At 69.3% G+C, this 14,471-nt stretch carries 14 protein-coding genes; 7 read left to right on the top strand and 7 right to left on the bottom strand.

Going from position 1 to position 14,471, the window contains the following annotated elements; genetic code table 11:
• Window positions 1–221: 221 nt before the first annotated feature.
• Window positions 222–1,388, bottom strand: a complete 1,167-nt coding sequence (locus tag ACZ6RC_RS11495; RefSeq protein ID WP_469581240.1) for a PP2C family protein-serine/threonine phosphatase — start codon at window positions 1,386–1,388, stop codon at window positions 222–224.
• Window positions 1,389–1,487: 99 nt separating this feature from the next.
• On the opposite strand from ACZ6RC_RS11495, the gene ACZ6RC_RS11490 reads away from it, so the two are divergent.
• Window positions 1,488–1,988 (top strand): MarR family winged helix-turn-helix transcriptional regulator, encoded by a 501-nt coding sequence (locus ACZ6RC_RS11490; protein ID WP_469581236.1) that lies wholly within the window; start codon window positions 1,488–1,490, stop codon window positions 1,986–1,988.
• Between the two features lie 170 nt (window positions 1,989–2,158).
• Here the strand turns inward: ACZ6RC_RS11490 and ACZ6RC_RS11485 are convergent, their stop codons facing one another.
• The gene (locus tag ACZ6RC_RS11485; protein ID WP_469581234.1) at window positions 2,159–2,671 is read right to left on the bottom strand and encodes a MarR family winged helix-turn-helix transcriptional regulator; all 513 of its coding nucleotides are present in this window, start codon (window positions 2,669–2,671) and stop codon (window positions 2,159–2,161) included.
• A 369-nt stretch (window positions 2,672–3,040) separates the two neighbouring features.
• On the opposite strand from ACZ6RC_RS11485, the gene ACZ6RC_RS11480 reads away from it, so the two are divergent.
• The 5 genes from ACZ6RC_RS11480 to ACZ6RC_RS11460 all read left to right on the top strand — a co-directional run bounded on the left by ACZ6RC_RS11480 (window position 3,041) and on the right by ACZ6RC_RS11460 (window position 7,070).
• Complete coding sequence (locus tag ACZ6RC_RS11480; protein WP_453611060.1) at window positions 3,041–3,922, top strand: STAS domain-containing protein; 882 nt, start codon at window positions 3,041–3,043, stop codon at window positions 3,920–3,922.
• Window positions 3,919–4,317: an STAS domain-containing protein gene (locus ACZ6RC_RS11475; RefSeq protein WP_391134610.1), complete on the top strand. Its 399-nt coding sequence runs from the start codon at window positions 3,919–3,921 to the stop codon at window positions 4,315–4,317. The genes ACZ6RC_RS11480 and ACZ6RC_RS11475 overlap by 4 nt, the downstream gene beginning before the upstream one ends.
• A gap of 70 nt (window positions 4,318–4,387) precedes the next feature.
• Window positions 4,388–4,783 (top strand): anti-sigma regulatory factor, encoded by a 396-nt coding sequence (locus ACZ6RC_RS11470; RefSeq protein WP_453611058.1) that lies wholly within the window; start codon window positions 4,388–4,390, stop codon window positions 4,781–4,783.
• Window positions 4,780–5,790 (top strand): SpoIIE family protein phosphatase, encoded by a 1,011-nt coding sequence (locus ACZ6RC_RS11465; RefSeq protein ID WP_469581228.1) that lies wholly within the window; start codon window positions 4,780–4,782, stop codon window positions 5,788–5,790. The genes ACZ6RC_RS11470 and ACZ6RC_RS11465 overlap by 4 nt, the downstream gene beginning before the upstream one ends.
• Window positions 5,787–7,070: a PP2C family protein-serine/threonine phosphatase gene (locus ACZ6RC_RS11460; protein ID WP_469581226.1), complete on the top strand. Its 1,284-nt coding sequence runs from the start codon at window positions 5,787–5,789 to the stop codon at window positions 7,068–7,070. Before ACZ6RC_RS11465 ends, ACZ6RC_RS11460 begins: the two co-directional genes overlap by 4 nt.
• Window positions 7,071–7,342: 272 nt before the next feature.
• Here the strand turns inward: ACZ6RC_RS11460 and ACZ6RC_RS11455 are convergent, their stop codons facing one another.
• From ACZ6RC_RS11455 to ACZ6RC_RS11445, 3 genes are all read right to left on the bottom strand, one after another.
• Complete coding sequence (locus tag ACZ6RC_RS11455) at window positions 7,343–7,516, bottom strand: hypothetical protein (protein WP_469582888.1); 174 nt, start codon at window positions 7,514–7,516, stop codon at window positions 7,343–7,345.
• Window positions 7,517–7,694: 178 nt separating this feature from the next.
• On the bottom strand, window positions 7,695–9,653 hold the full coding sequence (locus ACZ6RC_RS11450) for an APC family permease (protein WP_391134596.1): 1,959 nt from the start codon (window positions 9,651–9,653) through the stop codon (window positions 7,695–7,697).
• 630 nt (window positions 9,654–10,283) lie between these two features.
• Window positions 10,284–10,718, bottom strand: a complete 435-nt coding sequence (locus ACZ6RC_RS11445; protein ID WP_469581222.1) for a MarR family winged helix-turn-helix transcriptional regulator — start codon at window positions 10,716–10,718, stop codon at window positions 10,284–10,286.
• A 118-nt stretch (window positions 10,719–10,836) separates the two neighbouring features.
• On the opposite strand from ACZ6RC_RS11445, the gene ACZ6RC_RS11440 reads away from it, so the two are divergent.
• Window positions 10,837–11,964 (top strand): NADH:flavin oxidoreductase, encoded by a 1,128-nt coding sequence (locus tag ACZ6RC_RS11440; protein ID WP_469581219.1) that lies wholly within the window; start codon window positions 10,837–10,839, stop codon window positions 11,962–11,964.
• An 87-nt stretch (window positions 11,965–12,051) separates the two neighbouring features.
• Here ACZ6RC_RS11440 and ACZ6RC_RS11435 read toward each other — a convergent pair whose 3' ends face one another.
• Window positions 12,052–13,185, bottom strand: a complete 1,134-nt coding sequence (locus tag ACZ6RC_RS11435) for an acyl-CoA dehydrogenase (RefSeq protein ID WP_469581216.1) — start codon at window positions 13,183–13,185, stop codon at window positions 12,052–12,054.
• A gap of 19 nt (window positions 13,186–13,204) precedes the next feature.
• Entirely contained in the window at window positions 13,205–14,461 is a 1,257-nt protein-coding gene (locus ACZ6RC_RS11430) for an aminotransferase class I/II-fold pyridoxal phosphate-dependent enzyme (protein ID WP_469581213.1), read from the bottom strand.
• Window positions 14,462–14,471 lie beyond the last annotated feature (10 nt).

Below are 14,471 nucleotides of genomic sequence, written 5' to 3'. Positions count from 1 at the left end.
GCACACGACGTGGCGCGGGCACGACTGACTGGCCCCCGACGCCGTCATGGAATATCCGCACCGCCGGCGTGGCGGCCAGGAGGAATGGCCGGGCGACGGGGCTGACCGCCAAACCCCACGATGATCGTGGGACCGGTGCCCTCTGGGGAGTGGCTACAGCCGGCCGGCCCCCGCCTCTCCAGCCGGCCGGCGGTCCGCCGCGCAGTAGCCTCTCGCTTCTCTCAGGGGCGTCCGTGCCAGTCGAGGCAGACCACCATGGCGTCGTCGTCGGCGTCGATGGAGCCGCGGTGGCCGGACAGCTCCTGGAGCACCGCTCGGGGTACCTGTGAAGGCGGGAGGAGGCGGGTGTTGGCCATCGCGCGGACCAGGGCGCGCTCGCTGTAGCGTTCGCCGGCCGGGGATGCCACGTTGTATACGCCGTCGCTGACGAAGAGCAGCCGGTCGCCCGGCTCCACGTGGAAGCGTTGCGCGGTGTACATGGTGTCCTCGAACATCCCGAGCGGAAGCTGGGCGTCGAGTGTGATCGGTTCGGCTTTGCCCTGTCTCAGCCGCCACATCTTCGGGGAGCCGGCGTCGATGATCTCCGTTTCTCCTGTGGCGAGGTCAAAGCACAGGTGCAGCACCGAAAGGTGTACCCCGCCTCGGTAGTGACCGTAGACGGCTTGGTCGGCCAGGCAGACCTGATCGGAGAGGGAGAGGCCGGCGCGGCGTGCGTTGCGCAGGGCGTTGATGGCGAGGTTGGTGAGGAGAGCGGCTTCGATGCCTTCGCCCATGCCGTTGGTGACCGTGAGGGTCAGGTGGTGGGCGGACGTCGACCAGTCGAAGTTGTCTCCGTAGATCGCGTAGGCGGGTTCGAGCTGGGCTCCGAGCTCGTACTCGGGGCGGGAGCAGGAGCGGCCGGGCAGCAGCTGCCATTGCATCTCGGCCGCGAGAGTGAGACGGTCCGCCCGGCGGGCCTGGAGGTAGAGGTCGGTGTCCCGCTCGGCGACCACGATGCCGTAGCCGAGGACCTCCGCGACGTCAGCCAGTTCCCGGGCGACGTCCGCGTCGTAGGCATCGTCAGGAAGCCGGACGCTGAGAATGCCGATGCGGTCGCCCCGCACGCTGATCGGAAGATGTGCCAGAACGGTGTTGGTACGTTTGTCCGTCTCTACGTATGGTTCCTGGGCGCCGAAGGCCCGGCCGGGGGCGCTGGTGTGGATGGGAATCGGCTCGGCAGTGTAGGGCAGCGCGCTGACCGGTTGCAGTATGGTCATCGCGTAGTCGGCCATGAGCAGGTCGACGGACTCGGCGGCGTAGGCGGTGGCGAGTGCACGTTGCACCGCTTCGAGCAGGGCGTGGGGCGCGGCTCTGCGCAGGGCGCGTTCCACGGCCGTGAATCTGTCCACCGTTCGGTTACCACCTGTTCGGAATGTCGGGAAAGGAGCGGACGGTCTCTCATGTCGCAGCGACTGACAGGACCTTTGCGAAGTGTCACAGTTGGGGACATGCATTCCCAAGGTGCTCCCGGCGGCGATCGGGATGCTGCCGCGCAGACGACTCGCGAGGTCATCGAGCTGCTTGAAGTGCTCTGGAGCCAAGGCCGCGATGCGACGTCGACGGCTCCAGTGTCGTCGTCACAGCTTCGGGTGCTCTACGCGCTGGACCGCAATCGGGGGATCAATCTACGTACCCTGGGTGAGGCGCTCAGTTCGGCGCCGTCGTCGGTAAGCCGGATGTGTGATCGTTTGCACGCTTTGGGCTTTATCAAGCGCTCCCTCAGCTCCGCAAGTCGCCGCGAGCTCGAGCTGCGCTTGTCGAGCCGCGGGGAAAGCTACCTGAAGGACCTGAGGGCCCGTAGGGAGCGCGCGCTGCTCGAGATCATCACCGACATGGCGGTCGAGGACCGGGCCGCACTCGCGAGGGGCCTTGCCGGCTTCGGCCGCTCCGTCGAGAGCACCAGCTCGAAGGGTGAAGAGCCCAGTGGCAAGGCTGCGGAATCGGCCTGAACCGGTCTCCGGTGAGGCAAGGCGACCGGTTCACAGTACTCCTGATCTTTGACGCCGTGATGGCTCGCCGGCTGGCACACTCCGTGTGGAGTCAGATTGTTTCCTCGTGCCCACGTTTGTCAAACGTCAAATGTTGTCGACAGGCAACGGTTGACCCGTGGCGGTTTGCGTCACATGCGGCGCGGCTCGTCCGACGCAGGAAGTGATCGCTCGGAGGCCGCCGTGGTCCGGCGCAACCGGTCGCGCACAGCCTCCAACGCGTGCCGCACATCCTCGCTTCCGCACTCGGAGGGCAGGGATGCCGCCAGTGCCCGCGCGTGCCGGTCTCGTATGCCGCGGGCCGCAGCCTCGCCCGCGGGAGTCAGATCGAGAAGGGTCCTGCGGCGGTCGTGTGCGTCGCTGACCCGTGCCAGCAGGCCCGCGGCCTCGAGACGTCCGCAGATGCGGCTCATGGTGGCCGGGGTGACGCCGAGGATGCGGGCGAGGGCGCCGGCTGAAATCGGCGCCCCGGTCGCCAGGGCGGTCAGAGCCCGCATGGCGGGAGGCATGGCGAAACCAGGGGCCTGAAGAGCGGCGTCCTCCGACAGGGCGACCAAGGCGGACGCCACGGCAGCGGACGTATCTCCCGCCGCGGTCGCTCCTCCGCTGCCGTTCGGTTGTGCTCGTGCCTCGGTATCGTCCATGACTGCTCTGCTTCGATGCCTGCGCTTCCCGCTCTCGTGCCCCCCGGCGCGATCTGCATGCCTGTACGCGGGCACGCGCGAAGACCGCGGCTCATCCGGGGCACTCCTCGCCCCGCGTGGCGGAAACCACGCGCCGCAGCGGCCCGGTAGGCCCGCCCTGCGCCCGAACGCCCGGCCGCGCCGGATGGACCTTCGGCCTGCCCGTTGTCTCGGTGGAAGCCCCGGGCCGCCGAATGTCTCCACGGGTGTTGCCGGCCCTCCCGGCGGCCCGAGGGCGTTGCGGCAGTGCCCCGGCGCCTGCCTGCCTTCCCCCGAAAGGTGTCCCTCGGCTAACATTTGCCGCGCAACAACAATTGCGAAGGCGGAGGAATGAACACCACAGAGCCTGAGGCCCGGCTCCACATAGAGGGAGCTCTGCGCGCACGGAGCGAAGAGGTAGCCGATCGTTGGGTCCAGCTGCAGCTGGAGCGAGCGGTCCTCGGGACCGGCATCACCGAGGCCGAACTCCGCGAGGAGGCCGACCTCCTGGTTGACGCGCTGCGTGCCGGACTCGAAGGAGACCAGCCCGCCGAACGCGTGGTGGGCGCCCACCCGGGTCTGCGGCAGGCCATCACCGACCTGTCTCTGCGCCGGGCCCGCGCAGGGGCGAGCCCCACAGGGACCTCGCTGGCGGTCCTCGCCCTCAAGGAGGCACTCCTCGAGGCGGTGCAACACGACACGCGCGACCCCGCCGCCCTGCTCCAGGCAGCTCTCTTCATCAACCGTCTGCTGGACGCCGCCGGCGCCCTGTCCTTCTCCACGTATGTCGAAGGCCGTGAGGAGATCATCCGCCGCCAGAGCCGGCAGCTCCTGGAACTGTCCACTCCGGTGGTGCGCCTGTGGGACCGGGTGCTGGCCGTCCCCCTGATCGGCAACCTCGACACCACACGCACCCAAGTGGTCATGGAAAACCTGCTGGAAGCCATCCAGCGCGAAGAGGCGCAGGTCGCCATCATCGACATCACCGGCGTACCCACCGTGGACACCGCTGTCGCCCACCACCTGATGCAGACCGTCAACGCGGTAAGGCTCATGGGCGCCGACTGCGTGATCAGCGGCATCCGCCCGCCGATCGCACAGATCATCGCCCAGCTCGGCATCGACCTCTCCGCCATCCTGACCCGCGCGACGCTCGCCGATGCCCTCGCCGCCGCCATCACGATGACCGACCAGCCGGCGCCACGGCAGCCCGCCCCCGCGGCGGCCCTGTGAGTGGCGGCGTACCGATCCTGCGCCTGGGCGACGTCCTCGTCACCGGACTGCTCGACGAACTCGACGACAAGGGCGCCGTCGCCTTCACCGAAGAACTCACCGAACGCATCGTCACCGATCGCGCGCGAGGCGTTCTCATCGACATCTCACGTCTGGAGCTCGTCGACTCCTTCGTGGCACGGACCCTGATGGAACTGGCGACCACCGCCCGGCTCCTCGGCGCCCGGGTCATCGTGGCCGGCATGAGGCCGGCCGTGGCCATCACGCTGGTCGAACTAGGCCTGCGCCTCTCCGGTGTCGAGACCACCCTGAACGCGGAACAGGGCATGATCGCACTCGGCTGGCAGCAAGCCCCTTACCCCCCAAAGGGGGCAGCAGATGACGCTCTACGGTGATTCCCCCCAGTCACGCCGCACCACCCTGACCGATGCCACACCCTGCTCACCGCACCCCCATCCCGACCGCGTGACCCACCAGATCCGTGCCGAGGAAGACCTGCTCACCGCCCGCCACGCCGTACGCGAAGCCACCGTGCGCGGCGGATTCGGCCTGGTCGACCAGACACGCATCGTGACAGCCGCAAGCGAGCTCGCTCGCAACGCGTACGTCCACGGCGGCGGAGGCTTCCTCGCCCTCGAGCACGTCCAGCAGGAGGGACGGCAAGGACTGAAGCTTTACGTCACCGACCAAGGCCCCGGCATCGCCGACCTCGAGGCCGCCTTCGTCGACGGATACACCACAGGCGCCGGCCTGGGCCACGGGCTCGGCGGGGCCCGCCGTCTCATGGACGAATTCCACGTCCACACCACACCAGGCGAGGGCACGACCGTCATCGCTCTGCGCTGGAACACGCGACGGTGACCCCCGCATCGGCCGGAGGGACACTCCACGTCCCCATCGACCATCACAGCGCCGTCCAGACGGCCGCCGACCAGGCCCGGGCCCTCGCGTGGCAATGCCGGATGCCCGGAGCGCTCCCCGACCAGGCAGCCGTCCTCGCGAGCGAACTCGCCAGCAACATCAGCAAGCACGCGTACGACGGAGCGGTCTTCCTCCAGCCCTCACCCCTGGAGCGGGGCCTCGACGTCATCGCGGTGGACCAGGGTCCCGGCATCGGCGACATCGGCCTCAGCCTCACCGACGGCTTCAGCACGACCAGGACACTCGGAGCCGGGCTGGGCGCGGTACACCGCATCGCCACCGCATTCACGATCCGCTCCGACGCAGGCCACGGCACCCTCGCGCACGCCCAGCTCAGAGCGCCCCACGCCCCACGGCCGCCGACCGACGTCGGCGCCCTGTGCCTGCCCGCCGACGGCCACACGGCCTGCGGCGACGGATACGCCCTCGCCGAACACGACGACGTACGGACAGGGCTCGTCATCGACGGGCTAGGACACGGACCGGACGCGGCGGCAGCAACCCAGCGCGCACTGCGGACCTTCCACTCCTGTTCCGACGCGCCCCTTCCCGACATCATCAGCGCCCTGCACAGAGCGCTGCGGCACACCCGAGGCGCGGCCGCCGCAGCCATCAGGACAGCGGCCGGGACCGCCGAGTACTGCGGCGTCGGAAACATCCGAGCCGCCGTCCTCACACCCCAAGGCGTTCACCGGCAACTCACGGGAGACGCCGGCATCGTCGGATACCACCATCCCCGGACAGTGAGCCGAACCTTCGCCCTGCCCCGGCACGCACGCGTGGTCCTGTACACCGACGGCATCGATCCTCGATGGACACACACCCCCTCAACCGTCCAGCTGACGCTGCCCCCCACCCTGCTCGCAGCCTCACTGGTCCACACACGTCGCCGAAGCCGTGACGACGCCACCGTCCTGGTCCTCGGCCCCCACCCGGGAACTCCATGACCAGTGACACCTTCCGTACGCCGACCGCTCTACGGCGCGGAGTGCGAAGCATCGCACTCGCCCACCGCTTGCCCCCGGACGACCGAGCCCGCCTCGTCCTGTCCCTGAGCGAAGCAGCCGCCACGCCCCTCGGCGCCGGCCACATCGTCACCCTCACCTCCACACACGAGACAACGGACAGCGGCGCCGGCCGGCTGACCCTCACCCTGCACCCGCCGCGCCGCGGTGCCCTGAGCCCGCCGGCAAAGGAGCACCTCCCGCTCCCCGCGGAGACCACCACCGACGGCACCATGGTCTGGCGCGTACCCACCCCTCCGGCCCCGGCGCCCCTGCGCACCCGGCTGCCTGCACCCGGCCGCCGCCCCGGAAAACCGTCTCCCGGCTCGTCCCCGACCTGCCCAGAGACCGACGACTCCGACCTCGCCCTGATCGAAGAGGAACTGCGCACAGCGCTCGCCAGAGCCGACAGCCTCACCGCCGAACACCGCAGACTCAAGCACGAGCTGGCCGAGACCAACAGCGGAGTCCTCGCCCTGTACGTACAGCTTGAAGAGCAGGATGAAGAGCTACGCCGCGCCCACGGCCGCACCCTGCGCGCACTCGAAGACGCCCTGCGCCCGCACCCCATGCACGTCGACGGCCTCGAGCTGGCTGTGCACTACGCCCCCGCCGGCACCGACCAGCCGACCGGCGGAGACCTCTACGACTGGTTCGAGCTGCCGGATGGAACGGTCCACATCACCATCGTCGATGCCCTCGGTCACGGCATCACCAGCACGCGCACCGCTCTCACCGTCACACACGCCGTACGGACCCTGGCTCTCGAGGGCCACCCCCTCGACAGCATCGTGGCACGCACGGACCACATCCTCGCGCCCTTCGACCAGAGCGTCATGGCCACGGTCCTCCTCACACGGCTGAACCCCGCGACGGGTGCGGTCAGCCTCGCCAACGGAAGCCACCCACCGGCGCTCCTCGTCCGCGCAGACGGCACGGCCACCTACCTCGAAGCCCGCGGCCGCGGCATCGGCTACCCCCTGCCCGGCAGCGAACGGGTCGTCTCCGCGCAGCTGAAGCGAGACGACTTGCTCATCCTCTATACCGACGGCCTCACGGAAAGCCGCAGGAACTCCTGCGAGGGAGAAGAGCGCCTGCTGGAAGCCACCCGGCGCCACCGGAACCTGCCCACTGATCACCTTCCCGCCGCCCTGGCCCGCGACATCCTCACCGACGCCCTGCACAAGGACGACACCCTGGCCATCGCCGCTCGCCTCCTCTGAGACGAGCGGCTACGGACGCGTCGTCACACGCGACCGGTTGACGACTTCCCGAACGATCCTGCGGGCGATCAGGTGAGAGGCGCCGATGCCTCCCGGAAACGGTCCGCACGGTCGGCCGATGGCCGGCCACACTGTCGTCGCCGTGCATACCTCCGGGCTGAGCCCGCGTGCTTCCGGGAAGCTGGTGGCGGTGCTGCGTCGCGCAGGTGCGGACGCGGAACGGGGCTATCCAGGAAGGCTCCGACACCGTGATCACACCGTTCACTTCGTGATCATTCCACTGCTTCAGGTTCCCCCTGCTCGAACGCGATGCGGCAGCGTTCGACCTGATCGGCCACCTGCTCCATGTACCAGCGCATGACCTCGTAGGGGACGACGCGCTCGTCCGGGCTCCAGACGCGGACGGTCGGTTGCAGATTCGGATCCTCGTCCGGGACATGTGTCACCAGAAGGCAGCGCCGGGCAAGTGGGTCACCGCGATGTCGGGGTTCTCGGCCCCCTCAACCGACGCCGGCTCAGCTTCGCTCAGCTCCACGGACCCCGCGCCGTCCCGCCTGTGCGGCAATCTTGGTCTGGCAGCCCTTCGTTAGCGGCCCCGCAAGCGGCATGGAGGGCCGCGGCTGGTCAGCCTCCGACGTGGATGCCGGGGCGGCGAGCGGGATCGGGTTCGTGACTGCGGATGATCTCGCGGGTGACCGGAGCGGTGTCACCGCGTCCCAGGAGGAAGTAACGGACCATGTGCACCAGCGGGCTGCCCTCGGCCCAGGCGAAGTAGCAGTGGGGCTGCACCTCGGTGGCATCGCGCAAGGCCAGCAGGATCGCGGCGATGGCGTTCGGTGCAGCCGGCGCCTCGGCGCGCAGAATCCGGTAGCCGTCGACATCGACGCCGTGGATGGTGAGGGTTTCGCTGAAGTCGGAGGGGTCGACCACGTCGATTTCCAGAAAGAGGACGTCGGCGCGGCCGGGCACCGGGTTGACGCCGCGCTGTTCGCGTTCCTTGTCGCGGTACTCGGCGACGTCACCGGCCTGGCGGCGGTTGGCGATGATGTTGATGGCACCGTCGTGGGCGAGGGTCGCGTCGATGAACCGGCGGGCGGCCTCGTCGAAGACGAGACGGTCGGCGCGCAGTTCGGTGGTGCGTGAGACCCGGGAGATCAGCGACACGATGACGATTCCGGCGATGAAGAACGCGGAAATGACGATGCCGTCGGGCTTGTCGATGATGTTGGCGATCAGGGCGTAGAGCAGCACGGCCGTGAGCAGGCCGAAGCCGACGGTGGTGGCGCGTCGTCGGTGGCGGGCCACCGACACGGTGACGGCGAAGGCGCCCGAGACCATCATGGCGAGGATGCCGGTGGCGTAGGCGCCGGCCTGTTCGTCGACGTCAGCGTTGAAGGCGATGGTGATGCCGACGCACAGGATGGTGTAGACGATCACGACGGGGCGCACGGCGCGTCCCCATTCGGGGGCCATGCCGTAGTCGGGCAGGTAGCGGGGGACGATGTTGACCAGTCCTGCCATGGCGGATGCGCCGGCGAACCACAGGATCAGGATGGTGCTGATGTCGTAGACAGTGCCGAACGCCTCTCCGACGTGCTCGTGGGCCAGCCATGCCAGGGCGCGGCCGTTGGCTGCTCCGCCCGGTTCAAAGAGTTCCTGCGGGATGAGGAGGGTGGTCACGAAGCTGGCGGACAGCAGGTAGACACTCATGATGAGCGCGGCGGTGGTCAGCAGCCTGCGGGTGTTGCGGATCCGCGAGCGCAGTCGCTGCTCGGCATCATCCCCCTCGGTGGCGACGAGCGGCATCATGCTCACGCCGGTCTCGAAGCCCGACAGACCCAGCACCAGGAGGGGGAAGGCCAACAGCGCCGGGCCCACCAAGTCACCGAAGTCGCCTCCGCCCGCTGCGAGGGCATCGGTCCACGCCGACCAGGCCCCCGGGGTGGTGAACACATGAACCAGGCCGATGCCGATGACGACCGCATTCAGGGCGAGGAAGACGGCAACCAAGGGGATAGCCACACTGACCGCTTCACTGAACCCGAGCAGGAAGACCCCGCCCAGCACCAACAGCAGCGCCACTGTAAGCGCGACCTCGTGCCCGTGCAGCACCGCAGGGAAGAAGGGGTTCTCCACCACGTGCACGGAGGCATCCGCCGTGGAGAGGGTAATGGTGATGATCCACGAGGTGGCCACGAAACCGAGCAGGACCAGCACGAACAGCTTGCCCCACCAGAACGGCAGCAGGTCCTCCAGCATCGCCACCGAACCGGCGCCGTGCGGGCTCTCCTTCGCCACCCGCCGGTACATCGGCAACATCCCCAGCAGCGTCAGGGCCACGATCAGCAGCGTCGCCAACGGCGAGACCGCCCCCGCGGCCAGAGCGGCGATCGCAGGCACATAGGCCAGGCTGGAGAAGTAGTCGACCCCGGTCAGGCACATCACCTTCCACCACGGATGCGGCTCAGCATGCCCCCCACCCGCCGCTGGGCCCACCGGCTGCACTTGGTGCCGCAGCATCCACCGCCCCAGCCCGCCCGACGGCTGAGCCCGCAGAGCGGGACTGTCCACCACCTCGGGCATACCCGCCTGATCCGCGTCCCTCATATCCCCCATCAACCCTTCCGGCCCGCTCATTCACGGCCACCAGCGCGGGGGCCTCACAGCGCTCATCGAGTATGAGCCTGCCTACGACGCGGACTCGCACCGGACAGGCCGCCCCCTCACATGCCCTGCCTTGAGACCGAACAAGCCACGTTGCCACAGGGAAAGCCCCGGTCAGAGCCATGCCATGGCTCTCATGCCCCAGCACCGGGGCGTCACCACGCCACCTCTCCCGGCCTCCTGACCCGCCAAATCCTGACGCGTCCCTAACGCCTCCAGGGTGGCTGTGAAACCCGCCGGACCCGGCGAGACCACGGGCCCGGCGTGTGGAGGGCTGCTGCATCCCCGGAGGCAGTGAGGTCGCGGCTGTGCGGACGTGACCCGCTGAACTCCTGCACCGCGGCCGTGGAGCGGACTGTGTAGTCGGCGACGCTCCGGCCGTGGAGCCGCAGGGGAGTGACGCGGCCGGCTCTCTGGTGGGGGTGTGGCGCTTGGCAGGGCCCGTGCGGATGACGGCTGGTCCGTACGGACGGCCCCGTGGCGCGAGCGAGAGGGAGCTGAACACGAGCGGGGCTGTCGCTGGGAAGAAGGGAGGCGTACGGGGTCGGGTCAGACGGCGGGAGGGCAGACGAAGACCCGTTCCAGCAGGGTGTACAGGAACTCCCGGTCCTTGTCGTCGAGCCTGTTCAGGCCCTCCTGCGTGGTGAGCATCTTCGCGCGGATCGCGTCGGTGACGCGCTCGCCCTCGGCGGTGAGGATGACGTTCTTGACACGCCGGTCGGAGGCGGCGGCTTCGCGGCGCACCAGGCCGCGCTTCTCCAGCCGGTCGATGATCCCGGTCATGTTGGAGGCGTCGCAGGTCATGGTCTCGGCCAGTGCGCGCATCGCGGCCGGTCCCCGGCGTAGCACGGTCAGGGCCTTGCCCTGGCTCACCGTGAGGTTCTCGCTCGCCGCGGCGACGGTGAAGTCACCGTAGTAGACACCGAGCGCCACGGAGAGCAGCTCCATGAGCTGGGCCGTGTCGGCGCGGGGAGCTTCTTTCATGGGAGCCACTCTAACCGGAAATACTTGACTACCTCAAGCATCGGCCTTTACGGTCCTCACGTTGCATGAAGTTCTCAAGCATCAAGGTTGTCAAGTAATCGCCCCGAGGAGCGTCCCTGTGACCGTCACCGCGTCCCCCACCTCCCGCGCGGCCGAGATCCTGTCCCGGCCCGTCACGCTGAACGGCCTGACCGTCCCGAACCGCATCGCGATGGCGCCGATGACGCGCATGTTCTCTCCCGGTGGAGTCCCCGGTGAGGACGTGCGGTCGTACTACGCCCGCCGCGCCGCCGCCGGCGTGGGCCTGATCGTCACGGAGGGCACGTACGTCGGCCACGAGTCGGCCGGCCAGAGCGACCGTGTGCCGCGGTTTCACGGCGAGGAGCAGCTGGCGGGGTGGGCCGCGGTCGCCGAAGCCGTGCACGCGGCGGGCGGCACGATCGTGCCGCAGCTGTGGCACATCGGCATGGTGCGGCGGCAGGGGCAGGCGCCCTACGCCGACGCCCCGGCGATCGGCCCCTCCGGAATCCGTCCCGACGGCACCGAGGGCACGGGCAGGGCGATGACCCGGAGCGACCTGGACGACGTCATCGGCGCCTTCGCCGAAGCCGCCGCGGCCGCCGAGCGCATCGGCTTCGACGGCATCGAACTGCACGGTGCCCACGGCTACCTCATCGACCAGTTCCTCTGGGCGGGGACGAACCGCCGTACCGACGCCTACGGCGGCGACCCGGTGGCCCGTACGAAGTTCGCGGCCGAGATCGTGACCGCGGTCCGCGAGACCGTATCGTCCGAGTTCCCCGTGATCTTCCGCTTCTCGCAGTGGAAGCAGGACGCCTACGACGCGCGGCTCGCCCAGACCCCGCAGGAGCTGGAGGCGATCCTGGCCCCCCTCGCCGCGGCCGGCGTCGACGCCTTCCACGCCTCCACCCGCCGCCACTGGATCCCCGAGTTCGACGGCTCGGACCTGAACCTGGCGGGCTGGACCAAGAAGCTCACCGCCAAGCCCACCCTCACCGTCGGATCGGTCGGCCTCGACGGCGACTTCATCCACGCCTTCGCGGGCGAAGGCGCTCCCGTCCAGGGCATCGACGACCTCCTCGACCGCTTGGAGCGCGAGGAGTTCGACATGGTGGCCGTCGGCCGCGCACTGCTCCAGGACCCGGAGTGGGCAGCCAAGGTCCTGGCAGGGCGGACCGACGAGCTCAAGCCGTACGACGCGGCTGCGGTACAGACGCTGAGCTAGGCTCCGGCCTCTCGTCAGGGGTTCGCCGGCGGAACCGGCGAACCACCTGTTCCGCACCGGGGCGGCTGGGGGAGGAGGGGAGTCCGGTCAGCTCAGCGTCACCGTGCCGGTGCCCGCGTGGTACGCGTGCAGAGTGTTCGCGGTGGCCCTGCGGGACGGGGGGTGGAAGCCGGCCGCCTGCACCGCTGCCAGCAGGTAGGCGATCTCGGGCGACTTGATGAAGGCGATGCCGCCCAGCGCGTCCACCGCCGTCGACGCGGCCCGCTTGATGCCGTGCCGGATCCCCTCCCGTACGAACAGCACGCGCGCGCTGAGTTCGTCCGACCGATCGCCCTCGTCGAAGGCGCGGGCGATGGCCTCGAGTGCCGCCATCGACGTCTCGATCTCGCACGCGGCGTCGGTGTAGAGCATCGGGCTGGTCGTCGGGCTCGCCAGCATCCGCTCGAGCAGCAGCGACGCGGCTCCCAGGTAGGTGGCCGAGATCAACAGGCCGAACCAGACGTAGCCGGTCTTCTCGTGCCGGCCGGTCGGGTCGTCGACGTCGTTCCAGAACAGCATGTCCGACGGCACGAACACGTCCTCGAGCACCACGGTGTCGCTCTGCGAGGCCGCCAGGACGTGGGTGTCCCAGAACGGCTCGACCCTTATCCCCTCGGACGCGGCCGGCACCACGATGACGCCGCGACGGCCGGTCGCCTCGTCGACGACGCCGGCGGTGAGCAGATCCATCGACGCGGACAGGCTGCACGGCTGCTTCCGGCCGTTGACCGTGAAACCGTTCTCGACCGCCTGCGCCGTCACGGTCGGCATGAAGGCACTCGCCGCACTGGTGCCGGGGTTGCCCTCCGAGAAGCCCGAGGAGAACAGCATTCTCGCTGCTACCACGGCCTTGAGGAGTTCCTTCTCGTCGTCGGAGCCGGTGGCGCTGTGCTCGATGAGCGTGGCGATCGACAGATGATGCATGGTGGTGGCGGCACCGAGCGCCGGTGACAGGGCGCCGATGGCCCGCTGCACGCGGGTCGCCTCCACAGCGGACGCTCCAAGACCACCCCATTTCTCGGGCGCGACCAGCGCGGGCGCGTCCGAGTTCTTGAACATGTCTATGACCCCGCTGTCGCGGGCCTCGAGGTCGAGCAGGCTGTGCCGGGCCAGTTCCTTCCGCAGGCCTGGCAGGTGGCGTTCAAGCGCCGCGCGCTCCGTCGCCATCATGCGCATGGTCATGAGGTTCCCCTGTGTCTTGTCAGGCGACGAGCTGGTGCTCGGCATCCAGCTTCAGCACGGTGTGGAGGGAGGCGGCCGCCTCTTCGAGGTCGGCGAGGGTGTGCTCTGCGGTCACGGCCAGCCGCAGCATGGCCCGATCGAGCGGTACCGCGGGGTAGTGCGCGAGGGCGGCGAAGACGCCGCGCTCGTACAGCTCGTGCCACGTGGCGAACGCCCGAAGGGACTCCCCGACGAGTACCGGCACGATCGGCGTCACCGTCTCGGCACCGCCGGGTCCGACCGCTGGAGCGGCGAGCGGCACTCCGAGCGAGGCAAGGGAGTCCCGCAGGAATCGGGCGTTCGCCAGGCACCGATCGGCCCGTTCCCGACCCTCGGCGGACCGGATGAGCCGGACCGCGGCGAGTGCGCCGCCGACAGCGGCGGGCACCCCCGCCGCGGTGAACTGGAACGCCCGCCCGTTCGTCCGGATCGCGTCGACGAGGTCGTGCGAGCCCACCACGAAGCCACCGGTCGAGGCGATGCTCTTGGAGAACGTGCCGGTGCGCAGCGGTGTCCTGTCGGCCTTGCCGTAGAGCTCGGTGACGCCGGTCAGGTGGGGGCCGAGCACTCCGACCGCATGCGCCTCGTCGACCAGCAGGAGCGCCCTGTGCTCCAGGCACACCTCGGCGACCTGGTCGATCGGGGCCAGGTCCCCTTCCATCGAGTACACGCCGTCCACGGTGACCATGGTCGGCCGGCCGCTCTTGCCGGCCGTGGCCAGCTTCTCGACGAGGCTGTCGATGTCGTTGTGACGGAACCGGACGGACTGCGCGTCGGTGAACTTGGCCGCGTCGTGGAGCGAGGCGTGTGCGTCGGAGTCGGAGACGATCACGTCACCGCGGCCGACCAGGGCGCCCACGGTCGCCAGGTTCGCCTGGTGACCGGTGGTGAACACGATCGCGTCCTCGATGCCGAACCAATCGGCGATCTCGGCTTCGAGTTCACGGTGCAGGTCGATGGAGCCGTTCAGCAGCCGGCTGCCGGTGGACCCGGCGCCGAAGCGCTCCAGTGCCCTGCGCGCGCCCTCGATGACCAGCGGGTGGTCGGCGAGGCCGAGGTAATTATTGGACCCCAGCATCAGGCGGGGGCGGCCGTCCATCGTGATCCGCGGGGAGTTGGCCGTCTGCATGGCACGGAAGTACGGCGACTTGCCTTCCAGCTCCAGGGCCCGGAGGATCTTCATGCTCCAGTTCTCCTGGAGGCGCCGCACGATCTGGCTCTTCTGGTTCCTGGGCACGAAAGGTCTC

Source organism: Streptomyces sp. NPDC048353 (genome assembly GCF_055587165.1).
Note: the sequence above shows the minus strand (reverse complement) of the source record. Positions and strands in the feature narration are given on the sequence as shown.

What these genes read in the sequence shown, in the direction of transcription:
- ACZ6RC_RS11490 (WP_469581236.1), top strand. Translation starts at nt 1,488, where the DNA reads ATGCATTCCCAAGGTGCTCCCGGCGGCGATCGGGATGCTGCCGCGCAG.
- ACZ6RC_RS11485 (WP_469581234.1), bottom strand. Translation starts at nt 2,671, where the DNA reads ATGGACGATACCGAGGCACGAGCACAACCGAACGGCAGCGGAGGAGCG.
- ACZ6RC_RS11450 (WP_391134596.1), bottom strand. Translation starts at nt 9,653, where the DNA reads ATGCCCGAGGTGGTGGACAGTCCCGCTCTGCGGGCTCAGCCGTCGGGC.
- ACZ6RC_RS11480 (WP_453611060.1), top strand. Translation starts at nt 3,041, where the DNA reads ATGAACACCACAGAGCCTGAGGCCCGGCTCCACATAGAGGGAGCTCTG.
- ACZ6RC_RS11445 (WP_469581222.1), bottom strand. Translation starts at nt 10,718, where the DNA reads ATGAAAGAAGCTCCCCGCGCCGACACGGCCCAGCTCATGGAGCTGCTC.
- ACZ6RC_RS11435 (WP_469581216.1), bottom strand. Translation starts at nt 13,185, where the DNA reads ATGACCATGCGCATGATGGCGACGGAGCGCGCGGCGCTTGAACGCCAC.
- ACZ6RC_RS11460 (WP_469581226.1), top strand. Translation starts at nt 5,787, where the DNA reads ATGACCAGTGACACCTTCCGTACGCCGACCGCTCTACGGCGCGGAGTG.